The organism is Cupriavidus sp. 01T418 (genome assembly GCF_056398885.1).
On sequence record NZ_JBFTQG010000034.1, the window covers coordinates 1 to 16586 of the forward strand.

The following is a 16586-nucleotide window of genomic DNA, read 5'->3' on the forward strand; positions in this document are numbered from 1 at the left end:
CAATATCAACACCCTGGCCGTCAACCCCGGCCTGTTCAGCAAGCTTCCCTATGATCCGCAAAGGGACTTTGTGCCCGTGGGCCGCATGTTCTCGATCTACAACCTGCTCGTGGTTCGTGGCGACTCCCCGATCAGGAACGTCGCCGAACTGATTGCGCTGGCCAGGAAGGAGCCCGGCAAGCTGTCATATGCCGCGGCCGGTACCGGTAGCAGTGGCCACATGGGCGGCGAGCTATTCAAGAAGATGGCGGGCATCGACGTGTTGTTCATCCCCTACAACGGCGACCCGCCGTCCCTCACCGACCTCGCCGGCGGCCGGCTTGACTACACGTTTACCAATGCCTCGGTCGCATGGCCGCTCGTCAAAAGCGGCAAGCTGCGCGCGCTGGCGATCACCAGCCGCGAGCGTATTCCACTCTATCCCAATCTGCCGACCCTGGACGAGTCCGGACTGAAAGGCTACGAGAACGTCTCGTGGGGCGGTCTGGTGTTTCCCAAGGGCACGCCACAGCCGATCGTCGACCGGGTTAGCGCCGCGCTGGAGAAAGTGCTGAAGACCGACGCCTTGCGCAAGGAGCTGACCGACGCCAACGCATCGGTAGGCACCGGCTCCCGCGAAGAGTTCGCGCGATTCGTCGCCAGCGAGCAGAAGAAATGGGCCGGCCTCATCGAATCCGCGCATATCCCAAAACAGAACTGAGCTGAATCGTCTGCCTGGCGTTTTCTCTCGCCCCGCGCAAAAGGTCGCACGCCAGTCGTTCGACAAGACTCTCGTGCTCGATACGGCGAAGGGTGGTGTCCCAACCTTGTGGATGCTGCACGAAATGCAATCGCGCGATATGACGCCGCTGGCGATCGTGTTCAATACTGTCAACACAGTCCTCGCACAGGGAGCAGCGCTGGGGACATGATCCAGATCGATCCGGAAGCCAGGACGATTCGCGTGCTGGTTCGATGAGGCGCAGCTATCGGGCCAGATCGCGGAAGGGCCGCAACGCGTGCACGGGCCGAAATAAGGTAACAGGCCGGTCCCTGTCCGCGGTGACGGGGACTACCATTCCGTGCAATCGAGTGCCTGAAAACGGGTGTCTCGTTGCCGTTTCCTCGAATCCTATCGTGGCCAGTCGCCGCACCGCGGCGAACGCCTCAAGGATATAGCCGCCCGACGGCGCACGAAACGGAGTTGCGCAAACAAAAGCGAATGTGGTTGAAGGAGAAGGATATGCATACCGGCAAGAAGTCCGTGCGTGTGCAGGCCGCCAAGTGGTTCGGGCCTGGTGCGGCGTTGCGTGTGATCGAGTTCACTCGCGCGCCTTCGGATCGAAGGCGCTACGTCCGCATTGGCACGTTGCGGCCAGAAGGATGGGTGACGATCGTTTTCTTCCGGCACGATGACGGGTCGTGGAATGTCTTCCCACCAAAGACGGACATGCTGGGGATACGTGCCTGCCAGCTCGCGGCATGAGCGACAGGCCAGGCGAGAGATCTATGGTTTATAGGCTCCAGATGAACATCCTCGAATTGGCACAGGATGCCGGGATGCTGATCGACCTTGACGGCAAGATCGGGGTACCGAATACCGAAGCGTCCATAGAACAATCGACGCCTTTCAGCGTCTTGCACATGCGTTGCAGTCGGCCTTAGCGAAAGGAGATGCGGGGCAAACTCGCGCCGATGCAGCCGCGCCGGCGAGGGTTCACGTCGCTTGAATGGCGGTCTTCTCGTCGATACTGAGCACCACGGCGTTTCGAGGCGACTTGCGGTACAACTTCCCCCACGATGGCGCGATGCTCGATCTGATCTGCCGCCCGCTGCACAGCGTTTCCGAATCTCAACGACAAGCTCGAACAGCGGGGGTGCCAGATAGTGCTACCGCGGTAGCCATCCAGTAGGCACATCGTTTTGCACCAGAGCCGTTGCCGGCCCTGTGCATGCGAGCGGGCGCCTATGCGTTTGGGGTGGCCGGCTCGCCTACAGGATCCGGATGGATTTGCATGATGGCGTCGCGCTTCTCCAGCAAGTGCCGCTTCAGGATGGTGCCCAGCAACTTGCCGTCGCGCGCTTCCAGCGCCTTGATCATGTCTTCGTGATCGTGCACGGCGCGATCCCACTTGTCGGTCTGTTGATTCGAGCGGAAGCGCAGCGCCTTCAGGCGCCGGTTGATGCTCTGGTAGGTCTGGCGCAGCGTGGCATTGCGCGCCGCCTCGTTGATCCGGTCGTGAATTTCCTGGTTGCGGCTGTAGTAGCCCGGCAGGTCGTTCTGCACCCGGCAGGCCAGCATCGAATAATGCAGCGCCTTGATCTCCGCCAGTTCGGCCGGCGTCATGCGCTCGCACGCCAGCTCGCCCGAAAACGCCTCGAGGCCGCTCATCAGCTCGAAGGTTTCCCACACTTCCGATTCCGTCATGCGCGAGACGCTGGCGCCCCGGTTGGGAGAAATCTCGATCAGGCCTTCCGCCGCCAGCACCTTGAACGCCTCGCGCAGCGGCGTGCGTGAGATCCCGAGGGTTTCGCACAATTCGCGTTCATTGAGCTTCATGCCTGGCGCCAGCACGCCTTCCACGATGAATTTGCGCAGGTGCTCGACCACCGTGTCGTGAAGCCGTTGCCGTTCGACTTTGGGGAGGACCGGCGCAGGGCGGACGAGGTCGCCGCCAATTAGATTCTGCATACAAAGTCCTTATCTCTGCGTTTTTCGCATTTTACTGCATCTCCTGCCCGGCGCCCGGGATCGGGGTAAACCCCCAGTGTTTACCCCGAAACAGTACTTGGAGATTGCCCGCCACGCCTGCTAAAGTATTTTGAATGCAAAATGCATAATCCACAAAGGAGGGACCAATCCATGATCAAGCTAGACTTCCACCCCGCCGGCCGCCACTTCCTCCAGATCCCCGGTCCGAGCCCCGTGCCCGACCGCATCCTGCGTGCCATGAGCTATCCGACCATTGATCACCGCGGTCCGGAGTTCGGCGCGCTGGGCCGCAAGGTGCTGGCCGATATCAAGAAGATCTTCAAGACCGCGCAGCCGGTGATCATCTATCCGGCCTCCGGCACGGGGGCCTGGGAAGCCGCGCTGACCAATACGCTCAGCCCCGGCGACAACGTGCTGATGTTCGAAACGGGTCACTTCGCCACGCTGTGGAAGAAGATGGCGGAGGCACTGGGGCTGAAGCCGGAATTCCTGGGCCTGCCGGGCATCGAGGGCTGGCGCCGGGGCGTGCAGGCCGACATGATCGAAGCCCGCCTGCGCGCCGACAGCGCGCACGCCATCAAGGCCGTATGCGTGGTGCACAACGAGACTTCGACCGGCGTTACCTCGAACATTGCCGCCGTGCGCCGCGCCATCGACGCGGCCGGCCACCCGGCGCTGCTGCTGGTTGACACCATCTCCGGACTGGCCTCGGCGGACTACCGCCACGACGAGTGGGGCGTGGACGTAACGGTGTCGGGCTCGCAGAAGGGCCTGATGCTGCCGCCGGGGATCAGCTTCAACGCGTTGTCGCCGAAGGCGATCGCCGCCAGCAAGCAGGCAAAGCTGCCGCGCGCTTTTTGGGGATGGGACGAGATCATCGAGGCCAACAAGAACGGCTACTGGCCGTACACGCCGAACACCAACCTGCTCTATGGGCTGTCGGAAGCGCTGGACATGATCCTGGATGAGGGCCTGGATAACGTCTTCGCGCGGCACCAGCGGCTGGCCGAGGCGACCCGCCGCGCGGTGCGGGCCTGGGGCCTGGAGATCCAGTGTGCGGACGCCTCGGTGTACAGCCCGGTGCTGACCGGCGTGATGATGCCGGAGGGCGTCGACGCCGACGCGGTGCGCAAGCACATCTACGAACGCTTCGACATGTCGCTGGGCCAGGCGCTGGGCAAGATGCGCGGCAAGATGTTCCGCATCGGGCATCTCGGCGACTGCAACGACCTGACCCTGATGGCCACGCTGTCCGGTTGCGAGATGGGGCTGAAGCTCGCCGGCGTGCCGGTGGCGGCGAGCGGGGTCGTGGCGGCGATGGAGTACCTGGCCTCGCACGCGGACACGCCAACGCTGAAGGCCGCGGCCTGAACCGTCACCGGAAGGCCGAGCGGCTCGCCCGCGTGGCAGGCGCACGCCGGCCTTCCTGAATCACAGCAAGTGCAGACAGGCATGGCTTCGCCTCCCGGGGTGAGGCCAGGGAGAGGTGTTGCCTTTTGGTGCCCCGCCGTCTGACGCGCACCAGCGGGAACCGGCCAGAGAGCCGGCCCCGATGAATTTACCCCGGGCCCGGCACCCGCCGGGCGGGCAGGAACAATGCAACGGAGACAAGCCATGAAGCGCCTGCGTGCAACCAGCGTCGTGCTGGGGATGCTATGCATCATGTATTTCATCACCTACCTGGACCGCGTCAACGTCAGCACGGCCGCAGCCGGCTTTGGCCAGGAGTTCAACCTCAGCAAGACCCAGATCGGCCTGGTGTTCTCGGCCTTCGCCTACCCCTACCTGGTGTTCCAGATCATCGGCGGCTGGGTCAGCGACCGGTTCGGCGCCAAGCGCACCCTGATGGTCTGCGGCGTGCTCTGGGCCATTGCCACCTTGTTGACAGGTTTCGCCGGCGGGCTAATTTCCCTGTTGGCCGCGCGCCTGCTGCTCGGGCTGGGCGAGGGCGCCACGTTTCCGGCTGCCACCGCCGCCATGGCGCGCTGGGTGCCCAAGGAGAGGCGCGGCTTCGCGCAAGGCATCACCCACGCCTGCGCACGGGTGGGCAACGCCGTGGCCCCGGCCGCGGTCGTCGCCATCATGGCGGTCTATGGCTGGCGTGAGTCGTTCTATCTCTGCGGCGTGATCAGCCTGGTCTGGGTGGCGTTGTGGGCGGTGACCTTCACCGAGCACCCGAAGGATCATCCCCGCATCACGGCGGACGAGCTCGAAACGCTGCCCGCCCCCAAGAAGAAGGCCGGCAACGTGCCCTGGCGCCGCCTGTTCAAGCGCATGGCGCCGGTGACCATCGTCTACTTCTGCTACGCCTGGACCCTGTGGCTGTTCCTGAGCTGGATTCCCCAGTACTTCCTGCATAGCTACGACCTGGACCTGAAGAAGTCTGCCATCTTCGCCTCCGCCGTGTTCTTTGCCGGCGTGCTAGGCGACACGCTCGGCGGCATCGTCACCGACAAGCTCTACGAGCGTACCGGCAGCCTGAAGCGCGCCCGCAGCTGGATGGTGGCGGTCTGCATGCTGCTGACGATGCTGTCGCTGATCCCCATGTTGTTCACCCACCAGCTCTACGTCTCGATGGCTTGCCTGGCCGCCGGTTTCTTCTTTTCCGAGATGACCATCGGGCCGATGTGGGCGATCCCCATGGATATCGCGCCGGAGCATTCCGGTACCGCGAGCGGGATGATGAATTCCGGCTCCGCGCTGGCCGCGATCATCTCGCCGGTGCTGTCGGGCTACCTGATCGACCGCTTCGGCAGCTGGGAACTGCCCTTTATCGGCAGCATGGTGCTGATGGGCATCGGCGTGGTGCTGGCCTTGCGCATGCAGCCGGAAAGCAAGTTCGAGAGCGAGCCCGCTGCCGCGGCCAACTCCAAGCAATTGCACGCATCAGCGATGCGCGCTCCCCATTCGCCAACAGAAACCTGATCATGAGCTATCCCCATTTGGAACAGGAACTCGCCAGCCGGCTCGCACGCGCCGGCAGCGAAGGCCTTTGCTTCTCCGCCTTGCCCACCGAACTGCTGCCGCAGGATGCCGACACCGCCTACGCAGTGCAAGCCGAAGTGCTGCGCCTGCGCCAGGCCGGCATCGGCGGCTGGAAAGTCGGCGCGAAATCGGCGACCGGCCCGATCCAGGGCGCGCCGCTGCCGGACGACTGCGTGCATCCGAGCCCGGCAACGCTGTCGCGCAGCGGCTTCCGCCCGCTTGGCCTGGAACTGGAGATTGCGTTCTGCTTCGGGCGGGCCTTCACGCCGCGCGGCGCTCCTTATTCCTGCGAGGAGGTGCTGGATGGCGTGCAAACCATGGCGGCCGCGATCGAGGTAGTGGCGAGCCGGTACCAGGAATGGCCCGCGGTGGACAAGCTGGCGCAGCTTGCCGACCTGCAGAACCACGGCGCCCTGATCGTCGGCGAATACGTGCCCTACGAGCCCGGCTATCCCTTCCTGGATCCAGGCCTGTTCTTCACCTTCGATGGCGAGGACGTGGTCAAGGGCGCGCCGGCCAATCCCGCCGGCGACCCGCGCCGCCTGCTGCCGTGGGTGGTCAACCACTGCACCGCGCGCGGCATGACCGTGGGGCACGGCACGCTGGTCACGACCGGGTCCTATACCGGCATGCATTTCCCGGACAAGCCGGGCGCGGCGCTGGGCAGGATCGCCGGCCTGCCTCCGGTCGAACTCATCCTCGCGTAACAAGCCGCGCGCAGACGCGGCGCCGATACCCACAAGCCACTGGTAGAAAGCCATGAACCATCCCTCCTCCCTGCTGGCAAAGCCGATCCACCTCGTGCCGTCGCAAAGCCAGTGGTGACGGGCGGGGGTACCGGCACGGCGGAGTTCGACGCCGGCAGCGGCGGCGCTTGCGCCGTAGGGAGCCTCGCTCCCCGCCAGCCGCGAGCGATCCCGGACGTATTGCCAGTCTTGACGAGATGAATGTGTTCATCGCGTCGCCACTTAGCGCCCGCTCTGGCGCGGTCTCGACATGCCGGGATGATATTGACGTGCGGCTTGGGAAAGCCAGCGCGAAAGCGCTTCATGGCCTTGCGCAGCAGCGCGGCCTGCACGGTCGAGCAGCGCCTAGTCCAGCGGCGTCATATCGAAGATAGTGCGCGCGCGGACCCTCATCGATTCATAGAGCTTGAGGAAGCGGAGGCTTCGGGCAGCAGCCTGCGGCTCTCCTCGCTCAGCGCGATCGACTTGCCAGCGCGATCGAACAAACTGTATCCCAGGTCCTCCTCCAGCCGGCGTACCAGCGTGCTCATGGCAGCAAGCCGTGCGCCGGCGGCGGAGAACGAGGCAGCTTCCGCGACGACAAGGAAGGTACAGAAGTAGTAGCCCATCTATCGAAATTTTTGATTCTTAGAACAGAAATAATTCGTTTCATATTACGAGTTCTGCTGATTACAATCAGTGCAACGGGAACACCACAACACTTCTCAATTCCGCTACCCCGTGACAAGAAAGAACCTTCTCATGAACGCAACTCCGTTGTTTCACCTGGCATTTCCCGTTCACGACCTGAGCGAAGCCCGCCGCTTCTATGGCGAACTGCTGGGTTGCCCTGAGGGCCGCAGCTCCGATGCCTGGATAGATTTCAATTTCTACGGCCACCAGGTGGTCGCCCACCTGGCGCCGGAAGAATGCGGCCATCGCGCGACCAGCGCGGTCGATGGCGATGAGGTGCCGGTGCGGCATTTCGGCGCGATCTTGCCGATGGAAGAATGGGAAGCGCTGGCGAACAATCTGCGCGCCGCTAATACGAAGTTCGTAATCGAGCCGCATGTGCGCTTTAAAGGACAGGTTGGCGAGCAGGCGACCATGTTCTTCCTCGACCCGTCGGGCAACGCTCTGGAGTTCAAGGCGTTCGGCGACCTCAGCCAGGTTTTCGCCAAGTAATTAATTTCTCCTCGTACACGGGCCCACGTTGGCCCGCACGGAACAAGTACCGAAAATGACTGAATTCGTTATCCAGCCCGCCGAGCAGGCGAGCGTCGCCGTGGCCGGCAGCAGCGCCCGCTTCCCCATCCGCCGCGTGTTCTGCGTAGGCCGCAACTACGCCGCGCACGCCCGCGAGATGGGCAATGACCCGGACCGCGAGCCGCCGTTCTTCTTCACCAAGCCCGCGGACGCCGTCGTGGCCGCCGAAGGAACTGTGCCTTATCCGCCGCTGACGGAAAACCTCCACCACGAGATCGAACTGGTGGTGGCGATCGGCAAGGGTGGCGCCAACCTCAAGCCGGAGCAAGCGCAGGATCTGGTCTGGGGCTACGGCGTGGGTGTCGACCTGACCCGCCGCGACCTGCAGGACACCGCCAAGAAGATGAGCCGGCCCTGGGACTGGTCAAAGGGTTTCGATGCTTCCGGCCCGTGCGGCCCGTTGCATTCCGTGGCCAGTGTCGGGCATCCCGCCGAGGGCCGTATATGGCTCAAGGTGAACGGCGAGATCCGCCAGGAAGGCGACCTGAACGAGCTGATCTGGCCCGTGGCGGATGTCATAGCCTATGTCTCACAAAGCGTGGCCCTCGCTCCCGGCGACCTGATCTTCACCGGCACGCCCGCCGGTGTCGGCGAGCTGCAACCCGGCGATGAAGTCACGGCGGGTGTCGCGGGTGTCGGCGAGATCGCCTTCCGGGTCGGCAGGCGGTAAAACCAGCGCAATGGCGGCAGCAAGGCGGGCAAGACCAGTCTTACCGCGCCCAGCTTCCCGCCTGCCTAAACGGCCCCTCGCGAAGGAACCCCCGATGAGAAAACGAATCGTCGTGTACCGGAGCGTGCCGCAGAGCGCGCTCGCGCTGTTGCGCGAACAGCATGACGTGGTCGAGGTTGAACAGGTCGCTGCCGCAAGCCGCGCGCCGTTGATCGAAGCGCTCGCGCGGGCACACGGCATCCTCGGCAACAACATGAAGATCACGCCGGAGCTGCTTGACGCCGCACCATTTCTGGAAGCGGCATCGACCATTTCCGCCGGATTCGATGCATTCGATGTCGAGGACCTGACGCGGCGCGGCATCGTCCTCAACAACACGCCCGACGAATTGACCGAAACCACCGCGGATCTCGCGTTCACCCTGCTGCTCGCGAGCGCGCGGCGTGTCGTCGAACTCGCCGAATGGGCGCGGCGTGGTGAATGGCGTGCGTCGGTCGGAGCGGCTCAGTTCGGCGTCGACGTTCATCACAAGGCGCTCGGCATCGTCGGGCTCGGACGCATCGGCGGCGCCCTCGCGCGACGCGCGGCGCTGGGTTTCGGCATGGACGTGCTGTATTGCAATCGCACACGTAATCACGAAGTGGAAGAAGCCTACGGTGCGCAATGGCGCACGTTGCCGGAACTGCTCGCGCAGGCCGATTTCGTGTGCCTGCTGGTGCCGTTGTCCGCCGCGACCGAGCGGCTGATCGGCGCGGCAGAACTCCGCCTGATGAAGCGAACGGCGATCCTCGTCAACTGCGCGCGCGGCCAGGTGGTCGACGAAGCCGCGCTCATCGAGGCGCTGCGGGAACGCCGCATCCTCGGCGCCGGACTCGACGTGTTCGAGCGCGAACCGCTGCCACCGGACTCGCCGCTATTGACAATGCCGAACGTCGTCGCCCTGCCGCATATTGGCTCGGCTACGCAACAGACACGCGACGCGATGGCGTTGCGCGCTGCCCGCAACCTGCTCGACGCACTCGCCGGCCGTATCACCTCGACCTGCGTGAATCCAGAAGTGCGAGATGTCCTCGATGCCCGACGCCACGCGGGATGAAGCCCCACATCGTCCGGCATCGTCCGTAAACATTAAGTGCATTGCGCACGATTTGGTCCAAGGTAAACCCGGAATCACCGTGCTGGCAATCGCGGATACTAGAGTACATCCCTCGAGGGTCACCGTATCGGGGGCACCTTTTTTCGGAAGATCATCCAATGCAACAACGCAAACTCGGCACTTTCAACGTCAGCGCCATCGGTCTGGGCTGCATGAACCTGAGCCACGCCTACGGAGTGCCACCATCGGCCGAGCAAGCCGAAAAGGTACTGCTGACCGCGCTGGATGCTGGCGTCAATTTTTTTGACACGGCCGCCCTATACGGCTTCGGTGCAAATGAGAAGCTAGTCGGCAACATCCTGTCCAAGCACCGCAACCAGTTCACCCTGGCCAGCAAGTGCGGCATGACCGGCGTAGACATCAATGGCGATGGCAAGCCCGTGCGAGTCATCGACGGCCGACCACAGACCATCCGGGCCACCTGCGAAGCCGCGCTCAAGCGACTGGGTACCGACGTGATTGACCTGTACTACCTGCACCGCTGGGACAAGAAAGTACCCATCGAGGATAGCGTCGGCGCCCTGAGCGATCTGGTGCGCAAGGGCTATGTCCGCGCCATCGGTCTATCGGAAGTGTCGGCAACCACGCTGCGCAAAGCCCACAACGTGCATCCCATCACCGCGTTGCAGACCGAATATTCCTTGTGGACGCGCAACCCGGAAATCGCCGTACTCGAGGCCTGCCGCGAACTTGGTGTGGCCCTCGTCGCCTTCAGCCCTCTGGCACGCGGCTTTTTGTGCGGTGAACTGACCGACGTAGCCTCGCTCGAAGCCAAGGACATCCGCCGCTCCATGCCACGCTTTGCACCCGAGGCTTACGCCGCAAACTTGTCGCTGCTGGACGGCTACAAAGCCATTGCCCGCGACGTCGGTTGCTCGCTGGCACAGCTCTCGCTGGCTTGGCTGTTGCATCGTGGCAATGACATCATTCCGATCCCTGGCACCACCAGCGTGGCGCACTTACTGGACGATCTCGGGGCGATCGATGTGAAGCTCAGCGCAGATGACATGGCCCGTTTGGAGTCAGTGATCAACCAGCGAACCGTGGTGGGCAACCGCTACAATCCGCAGGGCAACAGCGAGGTGGATACAGAGAATTTCTGACCCGAGACGGGGGTGTCCGAATTTCTGTGACTGCGTAGTGCCGTCCAACTGGCGCAAATCCTGCGGATCGCCCCAAAGCGGGCAAGGTACTCAGCCTCTGGCACAGCCGGCATTTGGTCACAGTGCGTCCGCGGCTGGCAGCGCCGCCGCGAAGACTACTGGGCCAACCCATTCGTATGGCCGAAATCTTTAGCATCCGCACAACCACAAGTTCCGCATCGGCTGCATTGAATACCGCGATTGGGCTTGCACTCCTCAAGGCACAGCGCCTCAAGCAACTCACTGGTAAGCAAAAAACGATTGATCCGGCCGGGGGCCAGCGCTCAGGCAGACCTCGCAAGCCGACCGGCGCGGCGACCGCGCGGCACGTCGCGGCCACCAGGGCCCTCCGCGATTCAGGCTAACACCGGCACTGCCTCCTGGATCGGTTCGCGCAGCAGCACGAAGTAAGCCAGCGCCGCCGCCACGGCAACCGCCGCGCTGATGACGAACGCCAAAGAAAACGAGCCGCTGTACTGCACGCTGAAGCCGGTGACGATGGGCGCGACCGAGCCGGCCAGGTAGCCGCCGAAGTTCTGGATCGAGCCGAACGAGGCCACGCGCCTGGACGATATGACGGTGTTGACGATCATCCAGGCCGTAGCGCTGGCCATGTTGATGGAGAACAGCGCCAGGCACAGCAGCACCACGCAGCCCACCACATTGGTCACGAACGTCACCATCAGGGTAAAGGCCGCCGCCATCAGCAGGCCGGCAATGATGGTGAACTTGCGGCTGCCCAGGACGCTCATGCCACGCCGCACCAGCAGGTCGCAGGCGCGTCCGGCGACCACCGTACCGATGGCGCCGAACAGGTAGGCCAGCGAAACCACCCATGCGGTCTTGTACAGGTCCATGCCGTGCTGCTTCTCGAAATACCCGGGCAGCCAGGTGAGGTGCAGCCAGAGCATGTAGATCACGCCCATGAAGCCGAGGAATGCACCCCAGGTTGTTCCGCTGCGAAACAGCATTGCCCAGTCGGCCATCTGCTCGGACATGCTCGGACGCGCGGCCCGTGCGCTCACCGGCTCGGCGCGGCCGCTACTGGCGATGTATTCGGCCTTGCTCTTGTAGAACACGAACCAGCAGCTGGCGAGCACCAGCCCCAGGACACCGCTGATGACAAACATGCCGCGCCAGCCGAAGTGAACCATGAACAGCGTCAGCAGCGGCGGCGCCACGCAGGGGCCGATGCAGGTGGACGACCACACCAGGCCCGTGGGCGTGCCCCGTTCCTCCGCGTCGAACCATTCGGCCAGTGCCTTGGCCGCCGATGGGAACACCGGCGCCTCGCCGATGCCCAGCAGTACGCGCAGGCCGATGAAGTTGCTGAAGCCGCTGGCGAAGCCGAACACGGTCTGGGCGACGGACCAGAAGATCAGCGACGCGCCCAGGGCGATCTTGCTGCCCAGGCGGTCGATGATGATGCCCATGGGCAGTTGCGAGAAGGCGTAGGCGATGGAGAACGCTGACAGCAGGATGCCCATCTCCGACGGGCTGATGGACAGGTCTTTCTGGATCGAGGTGTTGGCGATGGACAGCGCGCTGCGGTCCAGGTAGTTCACCACGCCGATGAAGAACAGGAACACGACCGCGACCGTCTTATAGCTTTTAATTTTTCTCATTAATGTGTCTCCTTGATATGGAGTATGGGTCTGGCCCGGGCGGGCCTTTATCGGCTGAGCATTGCGGGGAACTCCTTGACCCCCATCCTCTGCGCGGCGGCCTGCAGGCTGGCCACCACGAAACCGGGCAGGTTCACACCATCGCGCAACTGCGCCTCGCGTAGCGCCAGGCCCGCGGCCCCGGGTAGCCGCACCGGCCGCCCGGCCTCCACCGGCGTGCTGGCGCGAACCTGATCCGCGAGGTGAGACGACTCCTCGGTAAAGCTCTCGAGCCCACCGAAGAAGGCCGGGTCGATGGCCATCGTGCACACGGATGCGCCCCAGGCGTCGGGCTTGTCCTTGCGGCCGTGGCCGGCGAGGCCCGAGGTCAGCGCCTCCACCATCAGGCCCAGGGCAAAGCCCTTGTGGCCGAACGCGCGCCCGCCCAGCGGCAGGATGCTGCCGGGCGGCGTGGAGAAGAAGGCTTCCGGGTCATCGGTAAGCACGCCCTGGTTTGACATCAGCACCGGCTGCGGCAGCTTCTCGCCGGCATTGCGCGTCTTGTTGAGGAAACCGTTGGTGATGGTGGACATGCTCACGTCGATCAGCATCGGCGCCTGCCGGGTGGGAATGCCGACCGCGATCGGGTTCGGCGTGAACAGCGGCTCAATGCCGCCGTGGGCCGAGACCGAGGCCACTGACGGATCCGACGAATAGATCAGCGGAACCAGCCCGCAGTCCGTCACGCGCTGGAGGTAGGCGCCAAGGCAGCCGATGTGGTGCGAGCGCCGGACCACCGCAATGCCGATGCCATGGCTGGCCGCCGCCTCGCAGGCAAAGTCCAGCGCCCGGCTCACGCAATACGGGCCGAGCACGTAGCTGCCGTCGAACAGGGCGGACGATGCGCTTTGCGACAGCGTGCGGAACTGCGTGGTGTCGACAATGGCGTGCCCGTCCAGAATACTGCCGAGGTAGCCGTTGACCAGGTTGGTGCCGTGGGTGGAATGGCCCAGCAGGTCGCCCTCGACCAGCGTGCGGGCGACCACCGAGGCCAGGTCGGCTTGCGCACCGGCCTTGTGGAACAGGCCCTCGACGAAGGTCAGCAGCGCGTGGTGGCCATAGCGGCCGGTGTTCAGTTCAGTTTGCATTGGATCTCCTCCTGCCTTTGCTTTGTCCGCTCTCGTGGGGGTGTGATGGCCCAAGCGCTCAAGCCAGGGCCTCGCGCGTCTCCACGCCGTCCACCAAGCGCTCGATCCCTAGCGGGTTGGCATTCTTGAGCGCGTCGGGGAGCAAGGCGTCGGGGAAGTTCTGGAAGCAGACCGGCCGCAGGAAGCGATCGATGGCCAGCGTGCCCACCGAGGTGCCGCGCGCGTCGGAGGTGGCCGGATAGGGGCCACCGTGGACCATGGCGTCGCACACTTCCACGCCCGTCGGGTAGCCGTTGATCAGCAGGCGGCCAACCTTCTCTTCCAGCAGCGCGAGGATGTCGGTGGACGCCAGCAGGTCCGCCGGCTCGCCGATCAGCGTGGCAGTCAACTGGCCGCGCAGGCCGTGCAAGGCGCGCATCAGTTCTTCCCGGTCGGCCACCTCCACCACCACCGTCGCCGGGCCGAAGACTTCCTCCTGCAGCAGCGCGTCGCCCTCCAGCAGGAGGCTGACATCGGCCTTGAAGACCTGCGCATGCGCTTGGTGGCCTTCTTGCTCGCTGCCCGCCAGGCGCGTCACGCCCGGGTGCGCCAGCAATGCCTCCAGGCCATGGCTGTAGCTGGCCAGCGCGCCGGTGTTGAGCATGGTCTGCGGGGCCACGTCGCGCATCAGCCCGCAGAAGCGCTCGAGAAAGGCGCTGAGCTGGGCGGAGCGGATGCCGATCACCAGGCCCGGATTGGTGCAGAACTGCCCCGCCCCCAACACCACCGAGGCCGCCAACTCGCCGGCGACCTTGTCGCCGCGCGCCTGCAACGCGCCGGGCAACAGCACGACCGGGTTGATGCTGCTCATCTCGGCAAACACCGGGATCGGGTGCTGACGCGCTGCGGCCATGTCACACAAGGCGCGGCCGCCCTTGAGTGAGCCGGTGAAGCCCACCGCCTGGATGGCCGGATGCTTCACCAGCGTCTCGCCGACACCCGCGCCGAAGATCATGTTGAACACGCCGACAGGCATGCCGGTACGCCCGGCGGCGCGGAGGATGGCATCCGCCACCAGTTCCGCCGTGGCCATGTGGCCGCTGTGCGCTTTGAACACGACGGGGCAGCCGGCCGCCAGTGCGGCGGCCGTATCGCCGCCGGCGGTAGAAAACGCCAGCGGGAAATTACTCGCGCCGAACACTGCCACCGGGCCAACGCCGATGCGGCACTGGCGCAGGTCCACGCGCGGCAGCGGCGTGCGCTGCGGCTGCGCGCGGTCAATGCGGGCGCCGAGGAAATCGCCCCGCCGCAGAACGCGCGCGAACAAGCGCATCTGCCCGCTTGTGCGGGCGCGCTCGCCCTGGATGCGCGCGGCCGGCAACGCGGTCTCGCGGCAGACGATGGCGATGAACGCCTCGTCCAGCGCATCCAGCTCATCGGCGATGGCATCCAGGAACTGCGCGCGGCGCTCGGCCGGCAGGCTACGATAGGCCGGGAAAGCTGCGGCCGCGGCGTTGGCGGCGGCATCCACCTCCTCCACCGTGGCCTGGATGAAGCGCTGCGGCAGCGCCTCGCCGGTGGTGGCGTCCAGGCTGCGCAAGATGACGGATCCGGCCGCGCTGCGGCCGCCACCGATGTAGTTGTAGCCAGCGTTGTCCGACATAGTAATCTCCTTCGAAAGGATGCACCGGGCGCGCAAGCGTGCGCCCCGGGCATGAAGCATGAAAGCGGATTGCCGGCTCAGGTCAATACCGGCCGGACGAATGGCGCCGGTGCACAGCCTTGTGCGACGGCCGTGCGCAGCCAAAGGCGATGCGGTTTGCGCCAGCCGCAGCCGGACCGGTTGCGGCTGGTTGCGGCTGGTTGCGGCTTCAGGCGGCCGAAAGCGCAGAGTCTGTCAATTGCCGGCGTAGCGGCAATGGGCTGGGCCATGGACTGCATTGGGGGGCTCCTCGGATGGCGCCCCCAAACGTTCTGCCCGGGGCACATCCGGGGGGCTATCGTTTTTGTCTGGAGGCGCGCGTTGCGGCACTTCCACGGCGCCCATTCTAGAGAGACGACCGATACCTTCCCAATGATATATTTGGATTAAACAATAACCTCACGTTATTGAAATCAGGTCGGTCCCGCCGCATCGTCCGCCATGCCGCCAGCCATTCCACCCGCCGCCCCCCGCAGCAGGATCGAGGCAAACTCCCGGGCCGAGCCGGTGAGCGGCTCGTCCTTGCGCGTCAGGATGCCGTAGTCCTGCGGCGTGAGCGTCAGGGAAGTGTCGAGCCGCTTGAGCAAGCCGCCCTGGATATGCATCTGCACCATGGACTCCGGCAGCATGGCGATCATCGGCCCGGACTGGAGCACCTGCAGGAAGGTATGCATCGAGATGGTCTCCACGGTGTTGGCCGGCGACGGGATCCCGGCATCGGCGAACGCCCGCTCCATGCGCGCGCGGATCGGCGTGCCTTGCGGGTAGAGGATCCATGGCCAGTCGCCGAGCTGCTCCAGCGGGGTCGGCGTGATGACGCACAGGGGATGCCGACTGTTCACCACCATGCAGAACGGCTCCGGCTCCAGCGGCTGAAAGTCGAACAATTGCCGTTGGCGCTCCTCGGTGAAACGCGCCACCACCAGGTCGAGCTCTTTCTGTTCAAGCATCTCCAGCAGATGGTCGCTGGTGTGTTCCACCACCTCGATGGACAGCAGCGGGTAACGTTCCTTGATCTTCACGATGGCCTCCGGCAGCACCAGGGAGGTCGCGGCAAAGATGGTGCCCACTTTCAGAAAGCCATGCCCGCCGCTGCGCAGCCGGTTCATCTGGTCGAGGAAGCGGTGCGCGTCGTTCAGCGCCATCTCCGCGAAACGCACCACCTGCACCCCCAGCTCGGTGGGCGGCATGCTCCGCGGCAGGCGCTGGAACAGCGCGAAGCCAAGCAGGTTCTCGGTCTCGCGCAGCATCTTGCTCACGGCCGGCTGGCTGATGTTCATCTGCTCGGCCGTGGCGTGCATGTTGCTGGTGCGTGCCAGTGTGTCGATCAGCACCAGATGCTTGAAACGGAGCCAGTTGCAGAGGTGGGAGAAAGCGAGGTCGGCCATGAGCGCAACATGCCGGATTGATAACCCAGCATTATCGAATGTTGAAAAATTGTCATTGGAGTTTATCAGCAGCCCTCTTTAATGTGGAGCGCCTGTACGCTCTCAGACCGCAAGACCGGTAGACGACCC

The 16586-nt window shown here is 64.5% G+C and carries 17 protein-coding genes; 11 read left to right on the forward strand and 6 right to left on the reverse strand.

Annotation, left to right across the window (positions count from 1 at the left end; all coding sequences use genetic code 11):
• The 4 genes from AC1DQ3_RS25875 to AC1DQ3_RS25890 form a co-directional block, all read left to right on the forward strand.
• Nucleotides 1-700, forward strand: a 700-nt coding sequence (locus AC1DQ3_RS25875; protein ID WP_477123015.1) for a Bug family tripartite tricarboxylate transporter substrate binding protein, incomplete at its 5' end; no start/stop codon positions are given.
• Between the two features lie 10 nt (nt 701-710).
• Nucleotides 711-911 carry an aconitase X swivel domain-containing protein gene (locus AC1DQ3_RS25880; protein ID WP_477123079.1) on the forward strand — a complete coding sequence of 67 codons (201 nt, stop codon included), beginning with the start codon at nt 711-713 and terminating at the stop codon, nt 909-911.
• Nucleotides 912-1222: 311 nt separating this feature from the next.
• Complete coding sequence (locus AC1DQ3_RS25885) at nt 1223-1465, forward strand: hypothetical protein (protein ID WP_477123016.1); 243 nt, start codon at nt 1223-1225, stop codon at nt 1463-1465.
• A 41-nt stretch (nt 1466-1506) separates the two neighbouring features.
• Complete coding sequence (locus AC1DQ3_RS25890) at nt 1507-1644, forward strand: hypothetical protein (RefSeq protein WP_477123017.1); 138 nt, start codon at nt 1507-1509, stop codon at nt 1642-1644.
• 301 nt (nt 1645-1945) lie between these two features.
• On the opposite strand, the gene AC1DQ3_RS25895 is transcribed toward AC1DQ3_RS25890, so the two are convergent.
• Nucleotides 1946-2671 carry a GntR family transcriptional regulator gene (locus tag AC1DQ3_RS25895; protein ID WP_477123018.1) on the reverse strand — a complete coding sequence of 242 codons (726 nt, stop codon included), beginning with the start codon at nt 2669-2671 and terminating at the stop codon, nt 1946-1948.
• Between the two features lie 171 nt (nt 2672-2842).
• Between AC1DQ3_RS25895 and AC1DQ3_RS25900 the strand changes: the two genes are divergently transcribed.
• From AC1DQ3_RS25900 to AC1DQ3_RS25910, 3 genes are all read left to right on the forward strand, one after another.
• Nucleotides 2843-4063: a pyridoxal-phosphate-dependent aminotransferase family protein gene (locus AC1DQ3_RS25900; protein WP_477123019.1), complete on the forward strand. Its 1221-nt coding sequence runs from the start codon at nt 2843-2845 to the stop codon at nt 4061-4063.
• Nucleotides 4064-4306: 243 nt separating this feature from the next.
• Complete coding sequence (locus AC1DQ3_RS25905) at nt 4307-5617, forward strand: MFS transporter (RefSeq protein ID WP_477123020.1); 1311 nt, start codon at nt 4307-4309, stop codon at nt 5615-5617.
• Between the two features lie 2 nt (nt 5618-5619).
• Nucleotides 5620-6384, forward strand: a complete 765-nt coding sequence (locus AC1DQ3_RS25910) for a 2-keto-4-pentenoate hydratase (protein WP_477123021.1) — start codon at nt 5620-5622, stop codon at nt 6382-6384.
• A gap of 428 nt (nt 6385-6812) precedes the next feature.
• Here the strand turns inward: AC1DQ3_RS25910 and AC1DQ3_RS25915 are convergent, their stop codons facing one another.
• Complete coding sequence (locus AC1DQ3_RS25915) at nt 6813-7031, reverse strand: LysR family transcriptional regulator (protein WP_477123022.1); 219 nt, start codon at nt 7029-7031, stop codon at nt 6813-6815.
• 133 nt (nt 7032-7164) lie between these two features.
• Between AC1DQ3_RS25915 and AC1DQ3_RS25920 the strand changes: the two genes are divergently transcribed.
• From AC1DQ3_RS25920 to AC1DQ3_RS25935, 4 genes are all read left to right on the forward strand, one after another.
• Entirely contained in the window at nt 7165-7587 is a 423-nt protein-coding gene (locus AC1DQ3_RS25920) for a VOC family protein (RefSeq protein WP_477123080.1), read from the forward strand.
• Nucleotides 7588-7642: 55 nt separating this feature from the next.
• Entirely contained in the window at nt 7643-8338 is a 696-nt protein-coding gene (locus AC1DQ3_RS25925; protein ID WP_477123023.1) for a fumarylacetoacetate hydrolase family protein, read from the forward strand.
• A gap of 94 nt (nt 8339-8432) precedes the next feature.
• Nucleotides 8433-9434, forward strand: a complete 1002-nt coding sequence (locus AC1DQ3_RS25930; protein ID WP_477123024.1) for a 2-hydroxyacid dehydrogenase — start codon at nt 8433-8435, stop codon at nt 9432-9434.
• Nucleotides 9435-9592: 158 nt separating this feature from the next.
• Nucleotides 9593-10597 carry an aldo/keto reductase gene (locus tag AC1DQ3_RS25935; protein WP_477123025.1) on the forward strand — a complete coding sequence of 335 codons (1005 nt, stop codon included), beginning with the start codon at nt 9593-9595 and terminating at the stop codon, nt 10595-10597.
• 395 nt (nt 10598-10992) lie between these two features.
• Here AC1DQ3_RS25935 and AC1DQ3_RS25940 read toward each other — a convergent pair whose 3' ends face one another.
• The 4 genes from AC1DQ3_RS25940 to AC1DQ3_RS25955 form a co-directional block, all read right to left on the reverse strand.
• A complete protein-coding gene (locus tag AC1DQ3_RS25940) occupies nt 10993-12261 on the reverse strand; it encodes an MFS transporter (RefSeq protein ID WP_477123026.1) in 1269 nt (422 codons plus the stop codon).
• Between the two features lie 47 nt (nt 12262-12308).
• The gene (locus AC1DQ3_RS25945) at nt 12309-13388 is read right to left on the reverse strand and encodes an Ldh family oxidoreductase (RefSeq protein WP_477123027.1); all 1080 of its coding nucleotides are present in this window, start codon (nt 13386-13388) and stop codon (nt 12309-12311) included.
• A gap of 58 nt (nt 13389-13446) precedes the next feature.
• Entirely contained in the window at nt 13447-15030 is a 1584-nt protein-coding gene (locus tag AC1DQ3_RS25950) for an aldehyde dehydrogenase (NADP(+)) (RefSeq protein ID WP_477123028.1), read from the reverse strand.
• A gap of 452 nt (nt 15031-15482) precedes the next feature.
• Nucleotides 15483-16457 carry a LysR family transcriptional regulator gene (locus AC1DQ3_RS25955; protein ID WP_477123029.1) on the reverse strand — a complete coding sequence of 325 codons (975 nt, stop codon included), beginning with the start codon at nt 16455-16457 and terminating at the stop codon, nt 15483-15485.
• Nucleotides 16458-16586: the final 129 nt, after the last annotated feature.

Bases quoted from the DNA above. Each gene is read 5' to 3' on its own strand.
- AC1DQ3_RS25940 (WP_477123026.1), bottom strand. From the start codon at position 12,261: ATGAGAAAAATTAAAAGCTATAAGACGGTCGCGGTCGTGTTCCTGTTC.
- AC1DQ3_RS25890 (WP_477123017.1), top strand. From the start codon at position 1,507: ATGAACATCCTCGAATTGGCACAGGATGCCGGGATGCTGATCGACCTT.
- AC1DQ3_RS25930 (WP_477123024.1), top strand. From the start codon at position 8,433: ATGAGAAAACGAATCGTCGTGTACCGGAGCGTGCCGCAGAGCGCGCTC.
- AC1DQ3_RS25925 (WP_477123023.1), top strand. From the start codon at position 7,643: ATGACTGAATTCGTTATCCAGCCCGCCGAGCAGGCGAGCGTCGCCGTG.
- AC1DQ3_RS25945 (WP_477123027.1), bottom strand. From the start codon at position 13,388: ATGCAAACTGAACTGAACACCGGCCGCTATGGCCACCACGCGCTGCTG.
- AC1DQ3_RS25935 (WP_477123025.1), top strand. From the start codon at position 9,593: ATGCAACAACGCAAACTCGGCACTTTCAACGTCAGCGCCATCGGTCTG.
- AC1DQ3_RS25900 (WP_477123019.1), top strand. From the start codon at position 2,843: ATGATCAAGCTAGACTTCCACCCCGCCGGCCGCCACTTCCTCCAGATC.
- AC1DQ3_RS25950 (WP_477123028.1), bottom strand. From the start codon at position 15,030: ATGTCGGACAACGCTGGCTACAACTACATCGGTGGCGGCCGCAGCGCG.
- AC1DQ3_RS25910 (WP_477123021.1), top strand. From the start codon at position 5,620: ATGAGCTATCCCCATTTGGAACAGGAACTCGCCAGCCGGCTCGCACGC.
- AC1DQ3_RS25885 (WP_477123016.1), top strand. From the start codon at position 1,223: ATGCATACCGGCAAGAAGTCCGTGCGTGTGCAGGCCGCCAAGTGGTTC.
- AC1DQ3_RS25905 (WP_477123020.1), top strand. From the start codon at position 4,307: ATGAAGCGCCTGCGTGCAACCAGCGTCGTGCTGGGGATGCTATGCATC.
- AC1DQ3_RS25955 (WP_477123029.1), bottom strand. From the start codon at position 16,457: ATGGCCGACCTCGCTTTCTCCCACCTCTGCAACTGGCTCCGTTTCAAG.
- AC1DQ3_RS25920 (WP_477123080.1), top strand. From the start codon at position 7,165: ATGAACGCAACTCCGTTGTTTCACCTGGCATTTCCCGTTCACGACCTG.
- AC1DQ3_RS25895 (WP_477123018.1), bottom strand. From the start codon at position 2,671: ATGCAGAATCTAATTGGCGGCGACCTCGTCCGCCCTGCGCCGGTCCTC.
- AC1DQ3_RS25915 (WP_477123022.1), bottom strand. From the start codon at position 7,031: ATGGGCTACTACTTCTGTACCTTCCTTGTCGTCGCGGAAGCTGCCTCG.